Genomic DNA, 18,526 nt, shown 5'->3' with positions numbered 1-18,526 from the left:
GTGAGCCTCGTTATCTCTTGGGCGCACAAGACAGAGAAGGCCCGCTATCGCTAGCGGGCCTTCTCTAGGGTATGGCTTGTCATCAAGCCCTGGTCTGGCACTGTGCCAGCGCTGGTTGGCGCGGCTTAGCGGGCACGCACCACCAACCCCTTGAGGTAGAAGCCTTCCGGATAGGCGGTCCCTATGGGGTGATCGGAAGCCTGGGACAGGAGCTCCAGGATCTGGGCATCGCGACCGGCATCGAGCGCGGCATCGGCCACTATCTTCTGGAACAGGCTCTGCTCCATCAGGCCGGAGCAGGAGTAGGTCAGCAGTACGCCACCCGGCGCCAGCAGCTGGAACGCCAGCATGTTGATGTCCTTGTAGCCGCGGCAGGCACCCAGCAGCTGGGCCTTGCTCTCGGCAAACTTGGGCGGATCCAGCACGATCACATCGAACTTCTCGCCCTTCTCGCGGTATTCCCGCAGCAGCTTGAACACGTCGTGGCGCACGAACTGGGTGGTGCTGGTATCCAGGCCGTTCAGCTCGGCGTTCTGGCGGGCGATGTCCAGGGCGTTCTGGGAGAGATCCACGTTGACCACTTCCCTGGCGCCGCCCTTGAGGGCATAGACGCCAAAACCACCGGTGTAGCAGAAGCAGTTGAGTACCCGCTTGCCTTCGGTGTACTTGGCTGCCGCCTGGCGGTTGTCACGCTGATCCAGATAGAAACCGGTCTTGTGACCGTTGCGGATGTCCACCAGGATCTTGACGCCGCCGTTCTCCTCGATCACCACAGGTTCGGTCGGGGTCTCGCCATGGATGACGCCGGTGCGCTCTTTCAGCCCTTCCTTCTTGCGCACCGCCACGTCGGAGCGCTCATAGATGCTGCACTCAGGGTAGAGGGTACGCAGGGCCTGGGTGATGAGTTCCCGCTGGAACTCGGCACCGGCAGAGAGGATCTGGCACACCAGGAAGTTGGCGTAACGGTCTATGGTCAGGCCCGGCAGGCCGTCGGATTCGGCGGCGCACAGGCGATAGCCGGTGAGACCCTGACGCTTGATCAGCGGATCGCGAGACTCCTGCGCATATTTGAGGCGGCGGATGAAGAAGTCGAGATCGACGGTTTCGTCCTTGTCGAAGGTCCAGACCCGGGCACGGATCTGGGAGCTGCCTGACCAGGCGCCCCGGGCGAGCCACTTGCCATCGTTTGAGTAGATCTCGACGGTATCGCCATCGATGGGGTTGCCCTGCACCTTGTCGATCCCCTTGGAGAAGATCCAGGGGTGACGGCGCAGCAGGGATTTTTCGCGGCCTTTGACGAGATAGATGGAAGCGCTCATGGGAGTTGCCAGATGGTCAAAAGAAAAGGGGCCACATTCTATGTGCAACGGCCTCGCTAAGCCAGAGTTTGCTTGCAGGGTTAACGATCGGGTATTGCAGATGGTCAATAGCAAGGAAAATACGTGAGGAATCCTTCAAGGTACCAGCAAGGGTAGTACTGCTAGTCATGAGCACCTTTCATCTCGCCTCAGAGTGTCATGTACTTGAGAGTACGGACTTTTTTAACATCTTTCATCTTGTCAGTCAGTTTTTCATAAAGATTCATATGGTGATGTCGATAGTAATTGAAGACCAAATTGAATCTTATCTTCTCCGGTGGGCACATAATGTCACTCTCTGTTCGTACCAATGTTTCTGCGATGACGGCACAGCGCAATCTCAGTGGTGTATCGGGTACTTTTGACTCTGTATTCAAGCGTTTATCCTCGGGTCTGCGTATCAACAGTGCAGCGGACGATGCGGCGGGACTTCAGATCAGCAATCGTCTGACAAGCGAAATCAATGGTACCAATGGGGCTATTCGCAATGTCAACGACGCCATCTCCGTGATCAATGTAGCCGATGGAGCGATGGATGAATCGATGAATCTCATGCAGCGAATGCGGACGCTTGCTCTGCAAGCCGGCAGTGGCATCAATTCGACGGATGACCGCGCCGCACTCAATGCTGAATTCCAGCAGATGCGCCTGGAAATGGATCGCATCGCGACCAAGACGACCTTTGCCGGACAGAGTCTATTGGCCGGGACATATAAAGGGATATTTTCCGTCGGGGCTTATGCAGGCCAAAACATGGTCATCACGGATATGAATGCACAGACCAAAAATCTCGGCGAAATGGTGTGGCAGTCCCGCAGCCCGGCCAGCAGCAAACCCGGTGCTCACAGCATTGATGGTTTACAACTTGGGGCACAGCCTATCACGCTCAATGGCGTGACGTTTGACAAGAACTATCCGTCGCTGGAAGCTTTTATCTCTGACATCAATAGCACCAGCTTTCCCAATAATCAGGGCCCGGTAGAGGCTGTACAGCATCCATTTTCGGTAAGGTCGTCAATCGATCTGTCCACTCTTCCTTCCTATATCGATATCGAAGGACAGACGGTTGATTTGACGACGGGCATCGACATGACTGGCTGGGATCCTGTGAACCCGACATCGGAGAATAGTGGGTTGATGGCAACGGTTGTCCATCGGATCAACATGGCGGCACAATCCGCTGGTCTTGGATTTTCCGTCAGTGGTTCATATAACAACAATCCTGCCAATAATCAGCTCACTATCTTTAGCTCTCAGGGCAATAGTCTTACTCTGGCGAATGGCACTACTCATCCACCCCAACCACCCCAGCCACCTCCCCCAGCACCCCCAGTTCCACCTATCTCGGCCAACCCGTCACTCTCGGCCTTGCTCACGGATGTGAGCAGTACGACCTATATTGGACAACTTGAGCTCATCTCATCGGGTACTCAATATTCAAATATTGATATGGAAGGTAACACTTTGGGTTCCCTTGGCTTTTTCCTTCAAGACAAGCAGAAGTATACGGTCGACAACATAGATGTACTGAACGAGAGCAACGCCAGTCGTGCCATCAGGACACTGGATGCAGGCATGACGCAGCTCGGTGTACAGCGCTCTCAGATTGGTGCTCAAGCCAATTCACTGGAGGCGAGGGGACGTTATTTGAGCACGAGCAATGAAAGCCTGAGTGCTGCCCGCTCACGGATCCGGGATGCCGACATGGCGAGTGAGTCTGCGCGCATGGTTCGGACCCGAATCATGCAACAGGCCAGTACCAGCATATTGAGTCAGGCCAATAGCCGCCCCAAATTGGCGCTGAGTTTGTTGCAGTCCTGATTCTGCCGAATAAAAGCTGTAATACCCTAACCTCATTGGTATTGCTCTGGTTGTGAGCCTGATCGCGGCACAGTGACCTTAGTGTAATGTTTGGTGAGAGGCGATATCCAAAACGTGGGCTTAGTCAGGTGGTCAACCACGATCAAGAGCTCCAAAGATTCACGACTAAGGCGTCTGAAGACGCTCGGCCGAGCGGCTGAACGAAATACGGGGGATTGGGGGTTGCTGCAGGAGCTAAAAAAATTCCCCGATGCGGAACATCGGGGAATTTGATGACTCAGGGCAAGTTAAAAGAATGCAGGTCCATCCTAACTCAGAGCGTTCAGATCCGCAGGCCCGTCATGGCCTGGCCGAGTTCGGTGGCGGTGGCCTTGAGGCCAGTGGTGCCGGCGACTGAGGCGCTGGCGGACTCTTCCACCCGGCTGGCCTCGTGGCGCACCTGATCCAGGTTGCGGGTGATCTCTTCTGCTACCGAGCTCTGCTGTTCGCTGGAGGTGGCGATCTGGGTGCTCATCTCCAGCACGGCGTCGCTGTGGCTGCTCAGCTTGTCGATGTCCTGCCCCACTTCTGTGATGAGCTGCTGGCTGCTGGCGGCACGCCCGACCGTCTTCTCCATGATGTCGTTGAGCGCCCCTGTGCCGGCCTGCAACTCTTCAATCATCTGCTGGATCTCCACCGTGGCCTGCTGGGTACGGCTGGCGAGGGTGCGTACCTCGTCTGCCACCACGGCAAAGCCGCGGCCCTGTTCGCCGGCCCGGGCGGCCTCGATGGCGGCGTTGAGCGCCAGCAGGTTGGTCTGCTGGGAGATGGCGTTGATGACGTTGACCACCTCGTTGATGCGGTTGGCATTGTGGGTCAGCCGCTCGACGGCGCCTGAGGCGTTGCCTATCTCGTCCGCCAGGGTACGGATGGCGGCTATGGTGCGAGCCACCCGCTGGGCGCCGTTGGCTGCCTCTTCGCTGGACTGGCGGGTCTGCAGCAGGGTGTCGTTGGCGTTGCGGGCCACTTCGCGAATTGCCGCCGACATCTGCTCCATGGCGGCGGCCAGGGAGTCCATGTGCTGGCGCTGGGCGCGGGCCAGGGTCTCTCCGTCGCTGGCGTGCTCGCGGAACTCGTCGGCGGCCAGGGTGAGCGCCTCGGCGGACTCCTCCACCAGTCGCACTATCTTGTGCTGGCGATCGGTGAAGCGGTCTATGCTGCCCGCCAGGATGGAGAACTCGTCCCGCACCGGGAAGAAGTTGAGGCGGAAGGTGAGATCCCCGTTCGCCACCGTCTGCAGCGCCTTGTTGGTGGAGTAGAGGGCCCCGGAGACGAAGGTCATCAGATAGTGGGTGATGAGGGCAAGCAGGGCGGCCAGCACGGCTATGATGGTGAGGGTCGTCCCCTGTCCATCCCACATGGAGAAGTTACCGGCATCCAGGGTGCCACTGACAAAACCGGCCTGACCGGCCTGGGCACTATATTGAAAGCGATCGCCCTGCTGGGTCAGACCGGCACTGCCGGAGGGCGCCAGGGTGAGCTCGGCCGGCAGGGTGAGGGTGGGCTGCTGGGTGATCAGCTGGGCCGTGGTCTCTACCCGTTGCTTGAGTTGATCCAGCCGGATCTGCATCTGCTGATCATGGCCGTCGGCCAGCAGGTACCAGGTGAGAAAGGCGATGAACAACAAGGGGCACCAGAAGGTGATGAGAAATTTTTCGCTGATCGTGAGGTGAATGAGATAACGGTCAACCCACCGGAATTTAACTTCTTTCATAATGGTATTGCGTCCTGCAAGGGAGAGAGTGTCGTGCTCATTATCGCCTTGGGGGAAAATTTCTTAAGGGGAAGGTGTGATAAATGGGAGAGCAATCGTTTGTCGTGCGAGTGTGGGGCCAGGTACAGGGGGTGGGGTTTCGTTACTTCACCCGGGAGCGGGCACTGCAGCTGGGGCTCAGGGGGCATGCCTACAATCTGGAGGATGGCTCTGTGGAGATCCTCATCGCCGGCCCTGAGCAGAAGGTGCAGATGATGCTGGGCTGGCTGGAGCACGGGCCCCGAACGGCCACTGTGACCAAAATGGAGTGCACCCGGTCATTGCCCCCCACGGGCTCCGGTTTTCATACCAACTGAGCAGGCAGGAGGCCGGCAGATGATGGATCAGAGCAAGGGGCTAGAGCAGGCACGCCGTCTCATGGATCAATACTGGGCCGCTACCCTGGCCCTGCGCCAACGGGCAGGATCGGAGGAGGTCCATGGCTACCGGATTGCGACCCGTCGCCTGCTGGCCCTGCTCGCCCTCTGGCGTCCCCTGATCCATGACCCCGGGCTGGAGCGGCGACTGATGCGCGCTGTGGGTAGACTCTCCGCCCTGCGGGACGCCCAGGTCTATGCGGCGCACTTTGGCGGCAAGCCCCTCCCTTTGGCCATGCCCCGGGTGCCCATGCTGACGGTGCGACTGGCGCGCTGGCTGGATCGGCTGCTGCAAGTCCCTGCCGACTTCAATCCCCTGCCGTTTTTTCAGATGCATCTGGCGCTCGGTCTGGCGGATTGCCTGGCCGAGCCCGGACTGGAGCTACCGTCGGCCGGCAACAGGCTGCGGCTGCGCCACTGGCACAGGTTGCGGCTGGTCCTGAAGCAGACCCGTTATGGGGTGGAGCTGCTGGTGGGGCAGGGGGGGGGCGATCCGGCCTGGCTCTCCATGCTGATCGAGTGGCAGGACAGGCTGGGTCAGCTGCAGGATGCCCGGCAATGGCGCAGGCGGCTGCGTCGCCAGAAGGGGCGAAACAAGCAAGTGCGCGCCCTGCGGGAGGCGATACGCTGCCAGTTGCGCCAGCTGGACTGTCGGCAGGCAGAGCTGATTGGTCTGCGGATGGCGTTGCTGCGCCAAGATTAGCGGGAAGAAAAAGGGATAAAAAAGAGAGGCGCCGGGCCTCTCTTTTCAATGGGATGTCGGCTGCGCTTACTTGACGCGCATGCCCGGCTGGGCGCCTTCCTGGGGCTCCAGGATCCAGAGATCCTTGCCACCCGGGCCTGCGGCCAGCACCATGCCCTCGGACATGCCAAAACGCATCTTGCGCGGGGCCAGGTTGGCCACCATCACGGTCAGCTTGCCTTCCAGATCTTCCGGGTTGTAGGCGGACTTGATGCCGGCAAACACCTGACGGGTCTCACCGCCGATGTCGAGCTGAAGTTTCAGCAGCTTCTCGGCTTCCGGTACCGCTTCGGCCTTCTTGATCAGCGCGACGCGCAGGTCAATCTTGGCAAAATCCTCGTAGCTGATGGTGTCGCTGATGGGGTCGTCTGCCAGCGGGCCAGTCGCTTTTGGCGCCTGCTCCTTGGCGAGATCTTCCTTGGAGGCTTCCACCATGGCTTCCACCTTGGCAGGCTCGATACGGGAGAACAGCGCCTTGAACGGGGCCAGCTGGTGGTTGGTCAGCGGCTTGGCCACCCCTTCCCAGCTGAGGGTCTCGCCCAGGAAGGCTTCGGCGCGCTCGGCCAGGTGCGGCATGACGGGTTTGAGGTAGGCCATCAGCACCCGGAACAGGTTTATGCCGACGGTGCAGACGTCCTGCAGCTGTGCATCCGCCCCTTCCTGCTTGGCGATGACCCAGGGGGCCTTGTCGTCCACGTAGCGGTTGGCCTTGTCGGCCAGGGCCATGATCTCGCGGATGGCGCGGCTGAACTCGCGGGCCTCGTAGGCATCGGCGATGGAGGCGCTGGCGCTCGCGAACTCGCTATAGAGCTCGGGCTCGCTGCAGCTGTCGGCCAGCTTGCCGTCAAAACGCTTGGCGATAAAGCCGGCATTGCGTGAAGCCAGGTTGACCAGCTTGTTGACCACGTCGGCATTGACCCGGGAGACGAAGTCTTCGAGGTTCAAGTCCAGATCGTCGATGCGGCTGTTGAGCTTGGCGGCGTAGTAGTAACGCAGGCACTCGGGATCCAGGTGCTTGAGGTAAGTGGAGGCCTTGATGAAGGTGCCCTTGGACTTGGACATCTTGGCACCGTTGACGGTCACATAGCCGTGCACGTTGACCTTGGTCGGCTTGCGGAAACCCGCCCCCTCCAGCATGGCCGGCCAGAACAGGCAGTGGAAGTAGGCGATGTCCTTGCCGATGAAGTGATAGAGCTCGGCGTCGGAGTCTGCCTTCCAGTAGCTGTCGAAGTCGATGTCGCCGCGCTTGTCGCACAGGTTCTTGAACGACGCCATATAGCCGATGGGGGCATCCAGCCAGACGTAGAAGTACTTGCCCGGGGCACCCGGGATCTCGAAGCCGAAGTAGGGGGCGTCGCGGGTGATGTCCCACTGCTGCAGGCCGGATTCGAACCACTCCTGCATCTTGTTGGCCATCTCTTCCTGGATGGCGCCTGAGCCGCGCACCCAGTCGGCGAGCCAGGCTTCGAACTGGGGCAGATCGAAGAAGTAGTGCTCGGAGTCCTTCATCACCGGGGTCGCACCGGAGACGGCGGATTTCGGATCGATAAGCTCGGTCGGGCTGTAGGTGGCGCCGCACGCGTCGCAGTTGTCACCGTATTGCTCCGGGGACTTGCACTTGGGGCAGGTACCCTTGACGAAGCGGTCCGGCAGGAACATGGACTTTTCCGGATCGAACAGCTGGGAGATGGTGCGGATCTTGATCTTGCCGGACTCCTTGAGGCGGCCATAGATAAGCCCGGCCAGCTCGCGGTTCTCGTCGCTGTGGGTCGAGTGATAGTTGTCGAAGCTGATGTTGAAGCCGGCAAAATCCCCCTGATGCTCCTGGGATACGGCGGCGATCATCTCCTCGGGAGTGATCCCCATCTGCTGCGCCTTGAGCATGATGGGGGTGCCGTGCGCGTCATCGGCACAGACGAAATGCACCTGATGGCCACGCATTCGCTGATAACGAACCCAGATATCGGCCTGGATGTGTTCCAGCATGTGGCCAAGATGGATGGAGCCGTTGGCATAGGGGAGGGCGCAGGTTACCAGCATTCTACGAGGATCAGTTGCCATAATACGTTCTTGATGTGCCTGTTGGGATGATACAGTGCCGAGCATGTTACCCGAATTGGGGGCGGCCTGCCTAGGGTTGTGGCCCCCGGGGCCTTGGCTGACGGCATCAGCAAGGCGTCGGCAAGCCACTGATTTGTGTGCGGTAACCGTTCACCTCAGGATAACGACAACATAATGGGGAGTTAATGGTGATTGATTCAGTAAAACAGATCCTTGCCGAATTTAAGCCGGCTGGATGGGGCCAGGATCTGGTGGCGGCCGGTTTTGTGCGTGCCGTCGAGCAGCATGGGCAGAGCCTGACCATCAAGCTGGTGCTGCCCTTTGCCGGCCAGACCCTGTTTGAACAGATGAAAGAAGCGTTCGATGCGCAGATCAGGGCCGCCACGGGCGTCGCCATCGTCGACTGGCAGTGCGACATCGAGGTGGCGAGCATGCCCCGCGCCCAGCAACTGGCGGCGGTACAGGGCATTCGCAACATCCTGGTGGTGGCCTCCGGCAAGGGGGGGGTGGGCAAGTCCACCACCGCCGTCAACCTGGCGCTGGCCCTGCAAAAGGAGGGGGCGCGGGTCGCCATTCTGGACGCGGACATCTATGGCCCCTCCATTCCGACCATGATGGGGACCCTCAAGGAGCGCCCCCACAGCCTGGATGGCAAGTTGATGGAGCCCGTCATGGCCTGCGGTCTCAAGACCAACAGCATCGGTTACCTGGTGGCGGAGCAGGATGCCACCATCTGGCGCGGCCCCATGGCGAGCAAGGCGCTGGCGCAGATCCTCCACGAGACCCGCTGGGGCGAGGTGGATTACCTGGTGGTGGACATGCCCCCGGGCACAGGGGACATCCAGCTCACCTTGGCCCAGCAGGTACCCACCACTGCGGCGGTGATCGTCACCACACCGCAGGATGTGGCGCTGGCGGATGCCCGCAAGGGGATCGCCATGTTCAACAAGGTCAATGTGCCCGTGCTCGGCATCGTCGAGAACATGAGCTATCACGTCTGCAGTGCCTGCGGTCATCACGAGGCGCTGTTCGGTACCGGCGGCGGCCAGAAGATGGCAGAGCAGTATCAAGTGGCGCTGCTTGGCCAGTTGCCGCTGCACATCGACATCCGCCAGGACATGGACGATGGCTGTCCCACCGTGTTCGGATCACCGGAAGGCGGGCTGGCTGAGGCCTATCTGAAACTGGCTCGTCGGGTGGGGGCCGAGCTCTATTTCAGCGGTAAACCGATTGCGACCCCGCTCTACACGGTGGCACTGGACGAATAATCGGCTGTCGGCCGGTTGCAACAGATTTAGGGTGGGCATGGCCCACCCTTTTTTATATAATGGATCGGTTTAAACAATCCCCAGTGCTCTTCTCTTTAGGTATTTTCAATGTCTGATACTCAACATTCGTGTGTGATCATCGGTATTGCTGGTGCATCCGCATCCGGCAAGAGTCTTATCGCTCAAACCATCTACGAAGAGCTGGTGGCCGAGCTGGGCGCAGGTCAGATTGGTGTGATCACCGAGGATTGCTACTACCGTGATCAGACCCACCTGACCATGGAAGAGCGGGTCAAGACCAACTATGACCACCCCAATGCCCTGGATCACGATCTGCTGGTGCAGCATCTGACCCAACTGGTGCAAGGGGATGCCGTCAATATTCCCCAGTACTCCTATACCGAACACACGCGCATGAGCGAAGTCACCACCTTCGCACCTCGCCGGGTCATCATCCTGGAAGGCATACTGCTGCTGACCGACAGTCGTCTGCGTGAGCTGATGGATGCCTCCATCTTCATGGATACCCCGCTCGACATCTGCCTGCTGCGCCGTCTGGTGCGTGACGTGCAAGAGCGCGGCCGTACCATGGACTCCGTCCTCAAGCAGTATCAGAAGACGGTCCGCCCCATGTTCATGCAGTTCATCGACCCGTCCAAGCAGTATGCGGACGTGATCGTGCCCCGTGGCGGCAAAAACCGCATTGCCATCGACATGCTCAAGGCGCGTATCCGCCACATGTTGATTGGTTGATATGAAACAAGCCGGGTGATGCCCGGCTTTTTTAAATGAAACTTTTGTCAGGAGAGTCGCCGAATGCGTCTTTGTGATACCGATATCGAACGCCATCTGGATGAAGGCAAGATCGTCATTGAGCCGAGGCCCGGTGTTGAGCGGATCAGTGGCGTCAGCGTCGATGTGCTGCTCGGCAACGAGTTTCGGGTGTTTCGCGATCATACCGCGCCTTATATCGACCTCGGCGGTACCAGTGCCGAGATGGCCGATGCCATCGAGCGGGTGATGAGCGAGGAGATCCACATTCCGGACGGGGAAGCCTTCTATCTGCACCCGGGTCAGCTGGCGCTGGCGGTGACCTACGAGTCCGTGACCCTGCCTGCGGACATCGTCGGCTGGCTGGACGGACGCTCCTCCCTGGCACGGCTCGGCCTCATGGTCCACGTGACCGCGCACCGCATCGATCCGGGCTGGTCCGGTCGCATCGTGCTGGAGTTCTACAACGGCGGCAAGCTGCCGCTGGCGCTGCGCCCCAAGATGAAGATAGGGGCGCTGAACTTCGAGATGCTCTCCGGCGCCGCGGCCCGTCCCTACAACAAGCGGGAAAACGCCAAGTACAAGAGCCAGCAAGGCGCGGTGGCCAGCCGCATCAACCAGGACTGATGTCCGCCTTCATGCTGCTTATATAGAGGGTGCTTCGGCACCCTTTTGCCTTTTCTGCAAAGGGGAGGGGCGTGCGGTTACGGCGGCCAACGACCTGGGAACCTGATGGCAAAACGCGTGTAAAATCGCCAGCTTGGCGGTGCACTGAGGGATGGTTGGTGTTGATTGACACCTACCCATGAGGTCTGAACGGGCTTTAATTAATCCACGACAAGCCCGATCCCTGCTGGGCCTAAGTCATTTTCTGTCGGAATGCCCTTTTTTTTTCTTACTGAAATATTTCAACAACGGGTATGGCGCACCGAGCCTTCTGGCATAATCCGCCGCAACTCATAAACAGGTTCGTTTTTATGTTTGAAATGTTTAGTGGTTTGGGTTTGTGGTGGTCAATCGGTTTGGTATTGGCCGTTTTTTTTGTGCTGGCCTATGAGTTCATCAATGGCTTTCACGATACCGCCAACGCGGTAGCAACGGTTATCTATACCAAGGCCATGCCCGCGCACACCGCGGTAGTGGCTTCCGGCCTGTTCAACTTTGCCGGGGTCATGATGGGAGGATTGGGAGTGGCCTATGCCATTGTCCATCTGCTGCCCATCGATCTGCTGCTCGGGATGGATTCGACCCAGGGTCTGATCATGGTGTTCTCCCTGCTGTTCTCGGCCATCGTCTGGAATCTGGGAACCTGGTACTTCGGCATCCCGGCGTCCAGCTCTCACACACTGATCGGCTCCATTCTGGGGGTAGGCGGTGCCTATGCCCTGATCAGTGATCAGCCTCTGAAAGAGGGCATCAACGTCGGCAAAGCGATCGACATCATGCTCTCCCTCATCATCTCTCCCACTGTGGGCTTCATCATTGCCGCCTTGCTGCTGTTCGCCATGAAGCGAGTCTGGCTTGGCAGCAAGATCCACAAAACCCCGGAAGAGCGACTGCTGGTGGATGGCAAGAAGCATCCGCCGTTCTGGGCCCGCCTGACCCTGGTGGCGTCCGCCATGGGGGTGAGCTTCGTGCACGGCTCCAACGATGGCCAGAAGGGCATAGGTCTGGTGATGCTGGTGCTGATCTGCATGGCGCCCGCCTACTTCGCACTGGACATGAGCAGCCGCTCCTACGATCTGGACCGCACCCAGGATGCCAACCAGCGCATCATGGAGATCTACCAGCGCAACCAGGAGCAGGTCTCCACTGTCGTGAACTTCAGCGTGCCTGCCCATGCCCAGGAAGAGTTGATGACTCACTGCGAGGCCGGTGAGGCCCTCGAGGCCATGGCCACCCTGGACAACCGTCTGGGCCAGGTGCGTACCTACGAGGAGATGAGTCTGACCGATCGCCGCGAGGTGCGCCGTCTGCTGCTCTGTATCGACGACACTGCCCGCAAGGTATCCAAGCTGCCGCTGCCGGCCAAGGAGCTGACCGATCTCGCCAAATGGCGCAAGGACCTGACCGCCACGGCCGAATACGCGCCGACCTGGGTCATCGTCTCCATCGCCCTGGCGCTGGGTTGCGGCACCATGGTGGGCTGGCGTCGTATCGTCTACACAGTGGGCGAGAAGATAGGCTCTTCCGGCATGACCTACAGCCAGGGGATTGCCGCCCAGATCACGGCTGCTGCCTCCATCGGGGTGGCCAGCTTGACCGGCATGCCGGTATCCACCACCCATATCCTCTCCTCTGCGGTGGCGGGGACCATGGTGGCGAACAAGTCGGGCCTGCAGAGCCAGACCATCAAGACCATCTTGCTGGCCTGGGTGCTGACCCTGCCGCTTACCATGCTGCTCTCCGGCGGGCTGTTCCTGATCAGCAACAACCTGTTTGGTGGCTGATAGCCAACACATTGCATCAATGACAAAGGGCCTGCGGGCCCTTTTTTCATGGCTGGGATTCGGCTGATGCTAGCCGTCATGCTCGGCAACCGGCAAAACAAGCCTCATATGCCATCAAACAAGAATGCTGATCTACTGCTAGTTCCCTGCCAACTTTCATCTTCCTCATTTACCGTCCTTGTCAGCAGAAGGAGGTGAACGCAGCCCATCTCGCCTGTCAGGGGCTAAGCCATCGTCTCACCCTCTCATCTGGGCTTCGGCTCTCGTCCTTCATTCCTTGAATCCAGCAGCTCATGACGCTCGCCGTCGGTATGCCGACAATGGTTCCTGGCTGTGGTCCCGTGGCAGGCTGGGCTTTGACGATCCTTGCCACTAAGTTGTCACTAAGCATGGGGACCCGCATGTGGGGTGCAAGGGCGACGCTGCCTGACATGGTTCCTGGGGGCTTGGTTGCCCCAAGAGCAGAGGCGAGGGGGAGGCTGGCAGAGAGTACCGGCTCCCGCGTCGGCCTCGGCATGCCGCTTGTGGTCTCTGCAAGGAGGAAGTAGAGGAGGGGGAGAGGATTGAGGGGCCGACCCTAGTGGCAAAAAAAGAGCCACACAAGGTGTGGCTCTTTTATCAGACCAGACAGGCTAGGGATCAGGGACGACCCGCCGGGCTGGTTGCTACATTGACGGCGGCTGTGCTGCCACCGTGGCGGCCTGAGCTCGCAACTTCGCTACGCTCCAGCGGAGTCTGCTCAACCGGCTCACGGGGGGCCGGGGCGGGCACGGCTGCCGGCGTTGCCATGGGGGCAGAAGCCTTGCGGGCACGAGCCAATACGCCAGCGCCTTTGGCAACCGGTTTGGTGGCCGGGGCGACGACAGGCTCGGGCTGTGCAACCACAGGGGCAACAGGCTCGGCGGCAGGAACCACGTCCTCGGCTTGCGGGGCCGGAACCGGCTCCACCACAACGGGGGCGGCTTCTACCACAGCCTGGTCAGCGATGCTGGCCTCGACCACAACCGGAGTCTCCTCGGCAACCACTTCGATCACCGGCTCGGCAACGACAGGCGCTGCTTCGATTGCAACAGGGGCTGGCTCGATGGCGGCAGGAGCCGCTTCGACTGCAACGGGAGCCTCAACCACGTCGGCGACCACAGGGGCGGCGACCTCGGCGGCCACAGCCGCTTGAGCCTGCTCATGAGCCTCTTCGGCCACGGCTTCGGCGACCACGTGCTCGGTCAGGGCGGCAGAGGCTTGCAGCGCGGCGGCAACGGCCTCGGCACTCGGGATGGTGATGACAGGCACGGCGGGCTCTTCCACCTTCACCTGAGCAGCATCCGCCTGGGCGGCTGTCGTCAGTTGCACTTCGGCCTGAGGTTCATCATCACGCTGGCCACGGGCATCTTCATTGATGCGCTTGCGACGCTGCCCTTCGATCCGCTGGCTGCGCGGAGTGCGGCGAGAGCGGCGCTGACCTTCGGTCTGCTCCTCTTGCTCACCGACCACGGCCGCAGTCTCGACCAGATCAGGAGCCTGCTCGTCTACCGGCAGGGCAGGAGTGTCGGTGGCGGCGACATCGACCCGAACCTGCTTGCGCAGTTGGCGACGTTCGCGGCGCTCGGCCACTTTCTGCTCTTTTTCCTGACGCGGCTCGGCGCTGACGGCGGCGGTCTCGACGGTTTCTACCGCGTCAACCACGACCTCGGCACGGGGCTCGCGCGGAGCACGGGGTTCGCGAGCCGGGCGCGGGGCGCGGGGTTCACGTTCCTGACGGGGCTCACGGGGTTCGCGATCCGTACGCGGCTCGTTGCGAGCTTCGCGAGGCTCACGTTCCATGCGCTGTTCGCTGCGCACTTCACCACGGGCTTCACGCTCCTGACGAGGCTCGCGCTCTTTACGCGGACGACGGTTGCGGCTCTCGCCACCCTCGCGGTTGGCGGCGCCTTCACGCTTCTCGCCAGCGTCGGCCGGGTTGCGGTTGCCGCGGTTGTCATCGCGACGACCACGCTGGCCACGGCTGCGGGTTTCGTCACGTTGATGACGGTGACCCTCATCCTTGCGCGCTTCCCGTTGTGCGGCCGGTTTCTCGGCAGCAGCCTTCACGTCCGCAGGGGCTGCGTCTGAGCCGAACAGACCGGAGATGGCCTTGAACAGCTTGCCAAACAGACCCGCTTCGGCGGCGACAGGTGCAGGTGCTGCGACGGGGGCCGGAGCGGCAACAGGGGCGGCCGGTTGAGGCGCCTGGACGAAGCCTTGCAGCAGCGGTTGCTCGCGCTCGATGACCTGAGCCTGCTTGGGCTGGTAGACCGGCTTGGCAATCTCGGTTTTCAGCTCGTAGCTGGCCGCTTCCGGGATCTCGTTCTGACGGATGCGGGTCACTTCGTAGTGCGGGGTTTCCAGATGCTGGTTCGGAATGATGTAGACACGAACATCATTGCGCTGTTCCAGACTGGCGATGGAGGCACGCTTCTCGTTGAGCAGATAGGCGGCAACATCGACCGGCACTTGAGCATGAACCTGCTCTGTGTTGTCCTTCATGGCCTCTTCTTCGATGAGACGCAGGATGGACAGGGCGAGGGATTCGTTGTCACGGATGACCCCTTGACCCTGGCAACGGGGGCAGATGTGACTGCTGGACTCGTTGAGGGAGGGGCGCAGACGCTGGCGAGACATTTCCAGCAGACCGAAACGGGAGATCCGGCCCAGCTGGATGCGTGCCCTGTCCTGGTGGACAGCTTCACGCAGACGGTTTTCCACTTCGCGCTGATGGCGAACCGGCGTCATGTCGATGAAGTCGATGACAATCAGGCCTCCCAGGTCGCGCAGACGCAATTGACGGGCAATTTCGTCGGCCGCTTCCAGGTTGGTCTGCAGCGCCGTCTCTTCGATATCGCCGCCCTTGGTGGCGCGGGAGGAGTTGATATCGATGGAGGTCAGCGCTTCGGTCGGATCGATGACGATGCTGCCGCCGGAGGGCAGACGCACTTCACGCTGGAAGGCAGACTCGATTTGGCTCTCGATCTGGAAGTGGTTGAACAGGGCGACATCACCCTTGTACAGCTTCACGCGATTGAGGAAATCGGGGCGAACCAGCTCGATATGCGACTTGGCGCGCTCGAAGATGACCGGATTGTCGATCAGGATCTCGCCTACATCGCGACGCAGATAGTCACGAATGGCGCGCACGATGACGTTGCTCTCCTGGTGGATGAGCACGGGCGCGGTACGGTCCTGTGAGGCCTTGTGGATGGAGTCCCAGTGGTTGAGCAGAACGTTCAAGTCCCATTCCAGCTCTTCCGGGGATTTGCCGACACCGGCGGTACGCACGATGAGGCCCATGCCGTCCGGCACGGTCAGTCCGCTCAGGGCTTCTTTCAACTCGGTCCGCTCGTCACCCTCGATACGACGGGAAATGCCGCCAGCACGGGGGTTGTTCGGCATCAGCACCAGGTAGCTGCCGGCCAGACTGATGAAGGTGGTGAGGGCTGCACCCTTGGTGCCACGCTCTTCCTTGTCAATCTGGACGATCACTTCCTGGCCTTCGCGGACCACTTCTTTGATGTTGGGACGACCCTGATAGGAGTAACCGGAGGGGAAGTAATTGCGGGCGATTTCCTTTAATGGCAGGAAACCGTGGCGCTCGGCGCCATAGTCAACAAAAGCAGCTTCAAGACTGGGTTCTACGCGGGTGATCTTACCCTTGTAAATGTTCGCTTTCTTCTGCTCGTGTCCCGGACTTTCAATATCCAAATCGTAGAGCTGTTGTCCGTCAACCAGCGCTACGCGCAACTCCTCTTCCTGAGTCGCGTTGATTAGCATTCTTTTCATTGAGTTCTCATTATTTTGTCATTTTGATTCCTCCACAGGATCCTGCCGGTGCCGGCCTCGGGTCTTCAGCATGCTTGGGCAACCTCCCGGTTGGGACATGCATGAGGCGCAAACTAAGGGCACTCTGGTTCAGTCTTCTCGAGAAGGCATGAATTAAGGATACCGGTGTGGAGACAATTAAATCGGTTCTGTTTGCGTTCTCCATGCGTTGTACCTCGCACCCGGGAACCGTCATGTTCTTGTATACACGGTGTTTCGGGATTGGGTGGCATACTTTTTGGCCACTTAGTACAAGGCTTGAACACAATGACAAAACCTTGTTTATTATCCCATTTAAACCACTTTTATAGCAAGACGCCATTTTTTAACAAAGCATGCAGCCAAGGGCTGCCGGCGGTGTTAAAATCCGCGCCATGACACAGATACATCAACAAGTGCAGCTGCTCACCATCGAAGCTGAGCATGAAGGGCAGCGCATCGACAATTTTCTCAAGACTCAGTTAAAGGGCGTCCCCAAGAGCCTGATCTATCGCATCCTTCGCAAAGGAGAGGTGCGCGTCAACAAGAAACGCATCAAACCGGAATACAAGCTCTGCCCGGGCGACGAGGTGCGGGTCCCCCCCGTGCGCGTGGCCGAGAAGAACGAATTGCCCTCTGCCAACCTCGGCAGCATCCAGCGTCTGGAGAGCCAGATCCTGTTTGAAGACGAGGCCATGATAGTGCTGAACAAGCCATCCGGCATGGCGGTGCACGGCGGCAGTGGCTTGAGCTTTGGCGTCATCGAGGGGCTGCGTGCCCTGCGCCCGGAAGCCCGCTTCCTGGAGCTGGTGCACCGGCTCGACCGCGACACCTCCGGCGTGCTGCTGGTCGCCAAGAAGCGCAGTGCCCTGCGCAGCCTGCACGAGCAGCTGCGGGTCAAGACCATGCGCAAGCAATACCTGGCGCTGGTGCGCGGTCAGTGGCAGTCCCACGTCAAGGTGGTCAATGCGCCGCTGCGCAAGAACGATCTGCAATCCGGCGAGCGGGTGGTGCGGGTCAGCAGTGACGGCAAGCCTTCCGAGACCCGTTTCCGGATTGCCCGTCAATTTGCCGAGGCCACCCTGGTGGAATGCAGCCCGATCACTGGTCGCACCCACCAGATCCGGGTTCATACCCAGCACGCCGGTCACCCCATCGCCTGTGATGACAAATACGGCGAGGCGGCCTTCGATGAGAAGATGCGGACCCTGGGGCTCAAGCGCCTCTTCTTGCATGCCTGGAAGCTGAGCTTCACCCATCCGGCGGATGATCGCGAGATGCAGGTGGAAGCGCCGCTCGCCCCCGAGCTCGATGCCTTCCTGAACAAGCTGGCACGCTGATGCAGCACATCCGACTCGCCATTTTCGATTGGGACGGTACCCTGATGGATTCGGTGGGGCGGATCGTCGCCTGCGTGCAAGCGGCCGCCCGCGACTGCGGCGAGGGCGTGCCTGCGCCGCCGTCAATCCATCAGATCATCGGGCTCAGCCTGGAGGTCGGCATTCCCCGCCTGTTCAACCTGGCAGAGGGGAGTGAGCGGGCCCAGGCCCTGATCGCCCGGTATCGTCACCACTATCTGCATGACAAGACACCCAGTCCGCTGTTTGCCGGCGCTCGCGAGCTGCTTCATGGCTGGCAGGCGCAGGGCATTGGCCTCGCGGTCGCCACGGGCAAGTCCCGCAGGGGGCTCGACAGGGTGCTGGACGAAACGGGTTTGCGTCCTCTCTTTGCCGCCAGTCGCGGTGCGGATGAAGCCAACTCCAAACCCGATCCCCTGATGCTGGTTCAGATCCTGGCGGAACTGGGCTGTGAGCCGGCGCAGGCGGTGATGATAGGGGACTCCATCCATGACATGGCGATGGCCGAGGCCCTGCAGATGCCCCGCATCGGCGTGACCTGGGGTGTACATGACAGAGAACGCTTGCTCCGGCATGCTCCTCTTGCCGTGGTCGATACCATGGACGAGCTGAAACAACTGCTGGGCTAGCACGCACCGGGTTGATGAACACTAAGACAACAATGGGAGCCTTGGCTCCCATTGTTGTTTCTGCTTCC

13 protein-coding genes are annotated in these 18,526 nt (G+C 60.2%); 9 read left to right on the top strand and 4 right to left on the bottom strand.

The annotated features are described in order from the left end of the window. Nucleotides 1-125: 125 nt before the first annotated feature. The gene (locus AAHB08_RS08985; protein WP_139434534.1) at nt 126-1,319 is read right to left on the bottom strand and encodes a class I SAM-dependent methyltransferase; all 1,194 of its coding nucleotides are present in this window, start codon (nt 1,317-1,319) and stop codon (nt 126-128) included. Between the two features lie 285 nt (nt 1,320-1,604). Here AAHB08_RS08985 and AAHB08_RS08980 point away from each other — a divergent pair, with 285 nt between their 5' ends. After that, nucleotides 1,605-3,179 carry a flagellin N-terminal helical domain-containing protein gene (locus AAHB08_RS08980; RefSeq protein WP_342058729.1) on the top strand — a complete coding sequence of 525 codons (1,575 nt, stop codon included), beginning with the start codon at nt 1,605-1,607 and terminating at the stop codon, nt 3,177-3,179. Nucleotides 3,180-3,501: 322 nt separating this feature from the next. On the opposite strand, the gene AAHB08_RS08975 is transcribed toward AAHB08_RS08980, so the two are convergent. Then, complete coding sequence (locus AAHB08_RS08975) at nt 3,502-4,932, bottom strand: methyl-accepting chemotaxis protein (RefSeq protein ID WP_342058728.1); 1,431 nt, start codon at nt 4,930-4,932, stop codon at nt 3,502-3,504. A gap of 83 nt (nt 4,933-5,015) precedes the next feature. Here AAHB08_RS08975 and AAHB08_RS08970 point away from each other — a divergent pair, with 83 nt between their 5' ends. Together AAHB08_RS08970 and AAHB08_RS08965 are read left to right on the top strand one after the other, a co-directional pair. Further along, complete coding sequence (locus AAHB08_RS08970; protein WP_342058727.1) at nt 5,016-5,288, top strand: acylphosphatase; 273 nt, start codon at nt 5,016-5,018, stop codon at nt 5,286-5,288. Nucleotides 5,289-5,307: 19 nt separating this feature from the next. Beyond that, complete coding sequence (locus AAHB08_RS08965; protein WP_342058726.1) at nt 5,308-6,051, top strand: CHAD domain-containing protein; 744 nt, start codon at nt 5,308-5,310, stop codon at nt 6,049-6,051. Nucleotides 6,052-6,117: 66 nt separating this feature from the next. On the opposite strand, the gene metG is transcribed toward AAHB08_RS08965, so the two are convergent. Further along, on the bottom strand, nt 6,118-8,151 hold the full coding sequence (gene metG, locus AAHB08_RS08960; protein ID WP_342058725.1) for a methionine--tRNA ligase: 2,034 nt from the start codon (nt 8,149-8,151) through the stop codon (nt 6,118-6,120). Nucleotides 8,152-8,336: 185 nt separating this feature from the next. Between metG and apbC the strand changes: the two genes are divergently transcribed. The 4 genes from apbC (at nt 8,337) to AAHB08_RS08940 (ending at nt 12,640) form a co-directional block, all read left to right on the top strand. Then, nucleotides 8,337-9,419, top strand: coding sequence for an iron-sulfur cluster carrier protein ApbC (gene apbC / locus AAHB08_RS08955; protein WP_342058724.1), 1,083 nt, complete (start codon nt 8,337-8,339; stop codon nt 9,417-9,419). 108 nt (nt 9,420-9,527) lie between these two features. Continuing rightward, the gene (udk, locus tag AAHB08_RS08950) at nt 9,528-10,172 is read left to right on the top strand and encodes a uridine kinase (protein WP_139434523.1); all 645 of its coding nucleotides are present in this window, start codon (nt 9,528-9,530) and stop codon (nt 10,170-10,172) included. Between the two features lie 63 nt (nt 10,173-10,235). Further along, entirely contained in the window at nt 10,236-10,817 is a 582-nt protein-coding gene (gene dcd / locus AAHB08_RS08945; RefSeq protein WP_139434521.1) for a dCTP deaminase, read from the top strand. Nucleotides 10,818-11,167: 350 nt separating this feature from the next. After that, entirely contained in the window at nt 11,168-12,640 is a 1,473-nt protein-coding gene (locus tag AAHB08_RS08940; protein ID WP_139434519.1) for an inorganic phosphate transporter, read from the top strand. A 639-nt stretch (nt 12,641-13,279) separates the two neighbouring features. Here AAHB08_RS08940 and rne read toward each other — a convergent pair. Next, nucleotides 13,280-16,453, bottom strand: a complete 3,174-nt coding sequence (gene rne / locus AAHB08_RS08935) for a ribonuclease E (RefSeq protein WP_342058723.1) — start codon at nt 16,451-16,453, stop codon at nt 13,280-13,282. A gap of 413 nt (nt 16,454-16,866) precedes the next feature. Between rne and rluC the strand changes: the two genes are divergently transcribed. Together rluC and AAHB08_RS08925 are read left to right on the top strand one after the other, a co-directional pair. After that, nucleotides 16,867-17,811, top strand: coding sequence for a 23S rRNA pseudouridine(955/2504/2580) synthase RluC (gene rluC, locus AAHB08_RS08930; RefSeq protein ID WP_342058722.1), 945 nt, complete (start codon nt 16,867-16,869; stop codon nt 17,809-17,811). Then, nucleotides 17,811-18,458: an HAD-IA family hydrolase gene (locus AAHB08_RS08925; RefSeq protein ID WP_247626136.1), complete on the top strand. Its 648-nt coding sequence runs from the start codon at nt 17,811-17,813 to the stop codon at nt 18,456-18,458. Before rluC ends, AAHB08_RS08925 begins: the two co-directional genes overlap by 1 nt. Nucleotides 18,459-18,526 lie beyond the last annotated feature (68 nt).

It is taken from the genome of Aeromonas sp. OTU364, from assembly GCF_038440395.1.
Taxonomy (GTDB): Bacteria; Pseudomonadota; Gammaproteobacteria; order Enterobacterales; family Aeromonadaceae; genus Aeromonas.
This window is presented reverse-complemented; position numbering and strand designations above follow the sequence as displayed.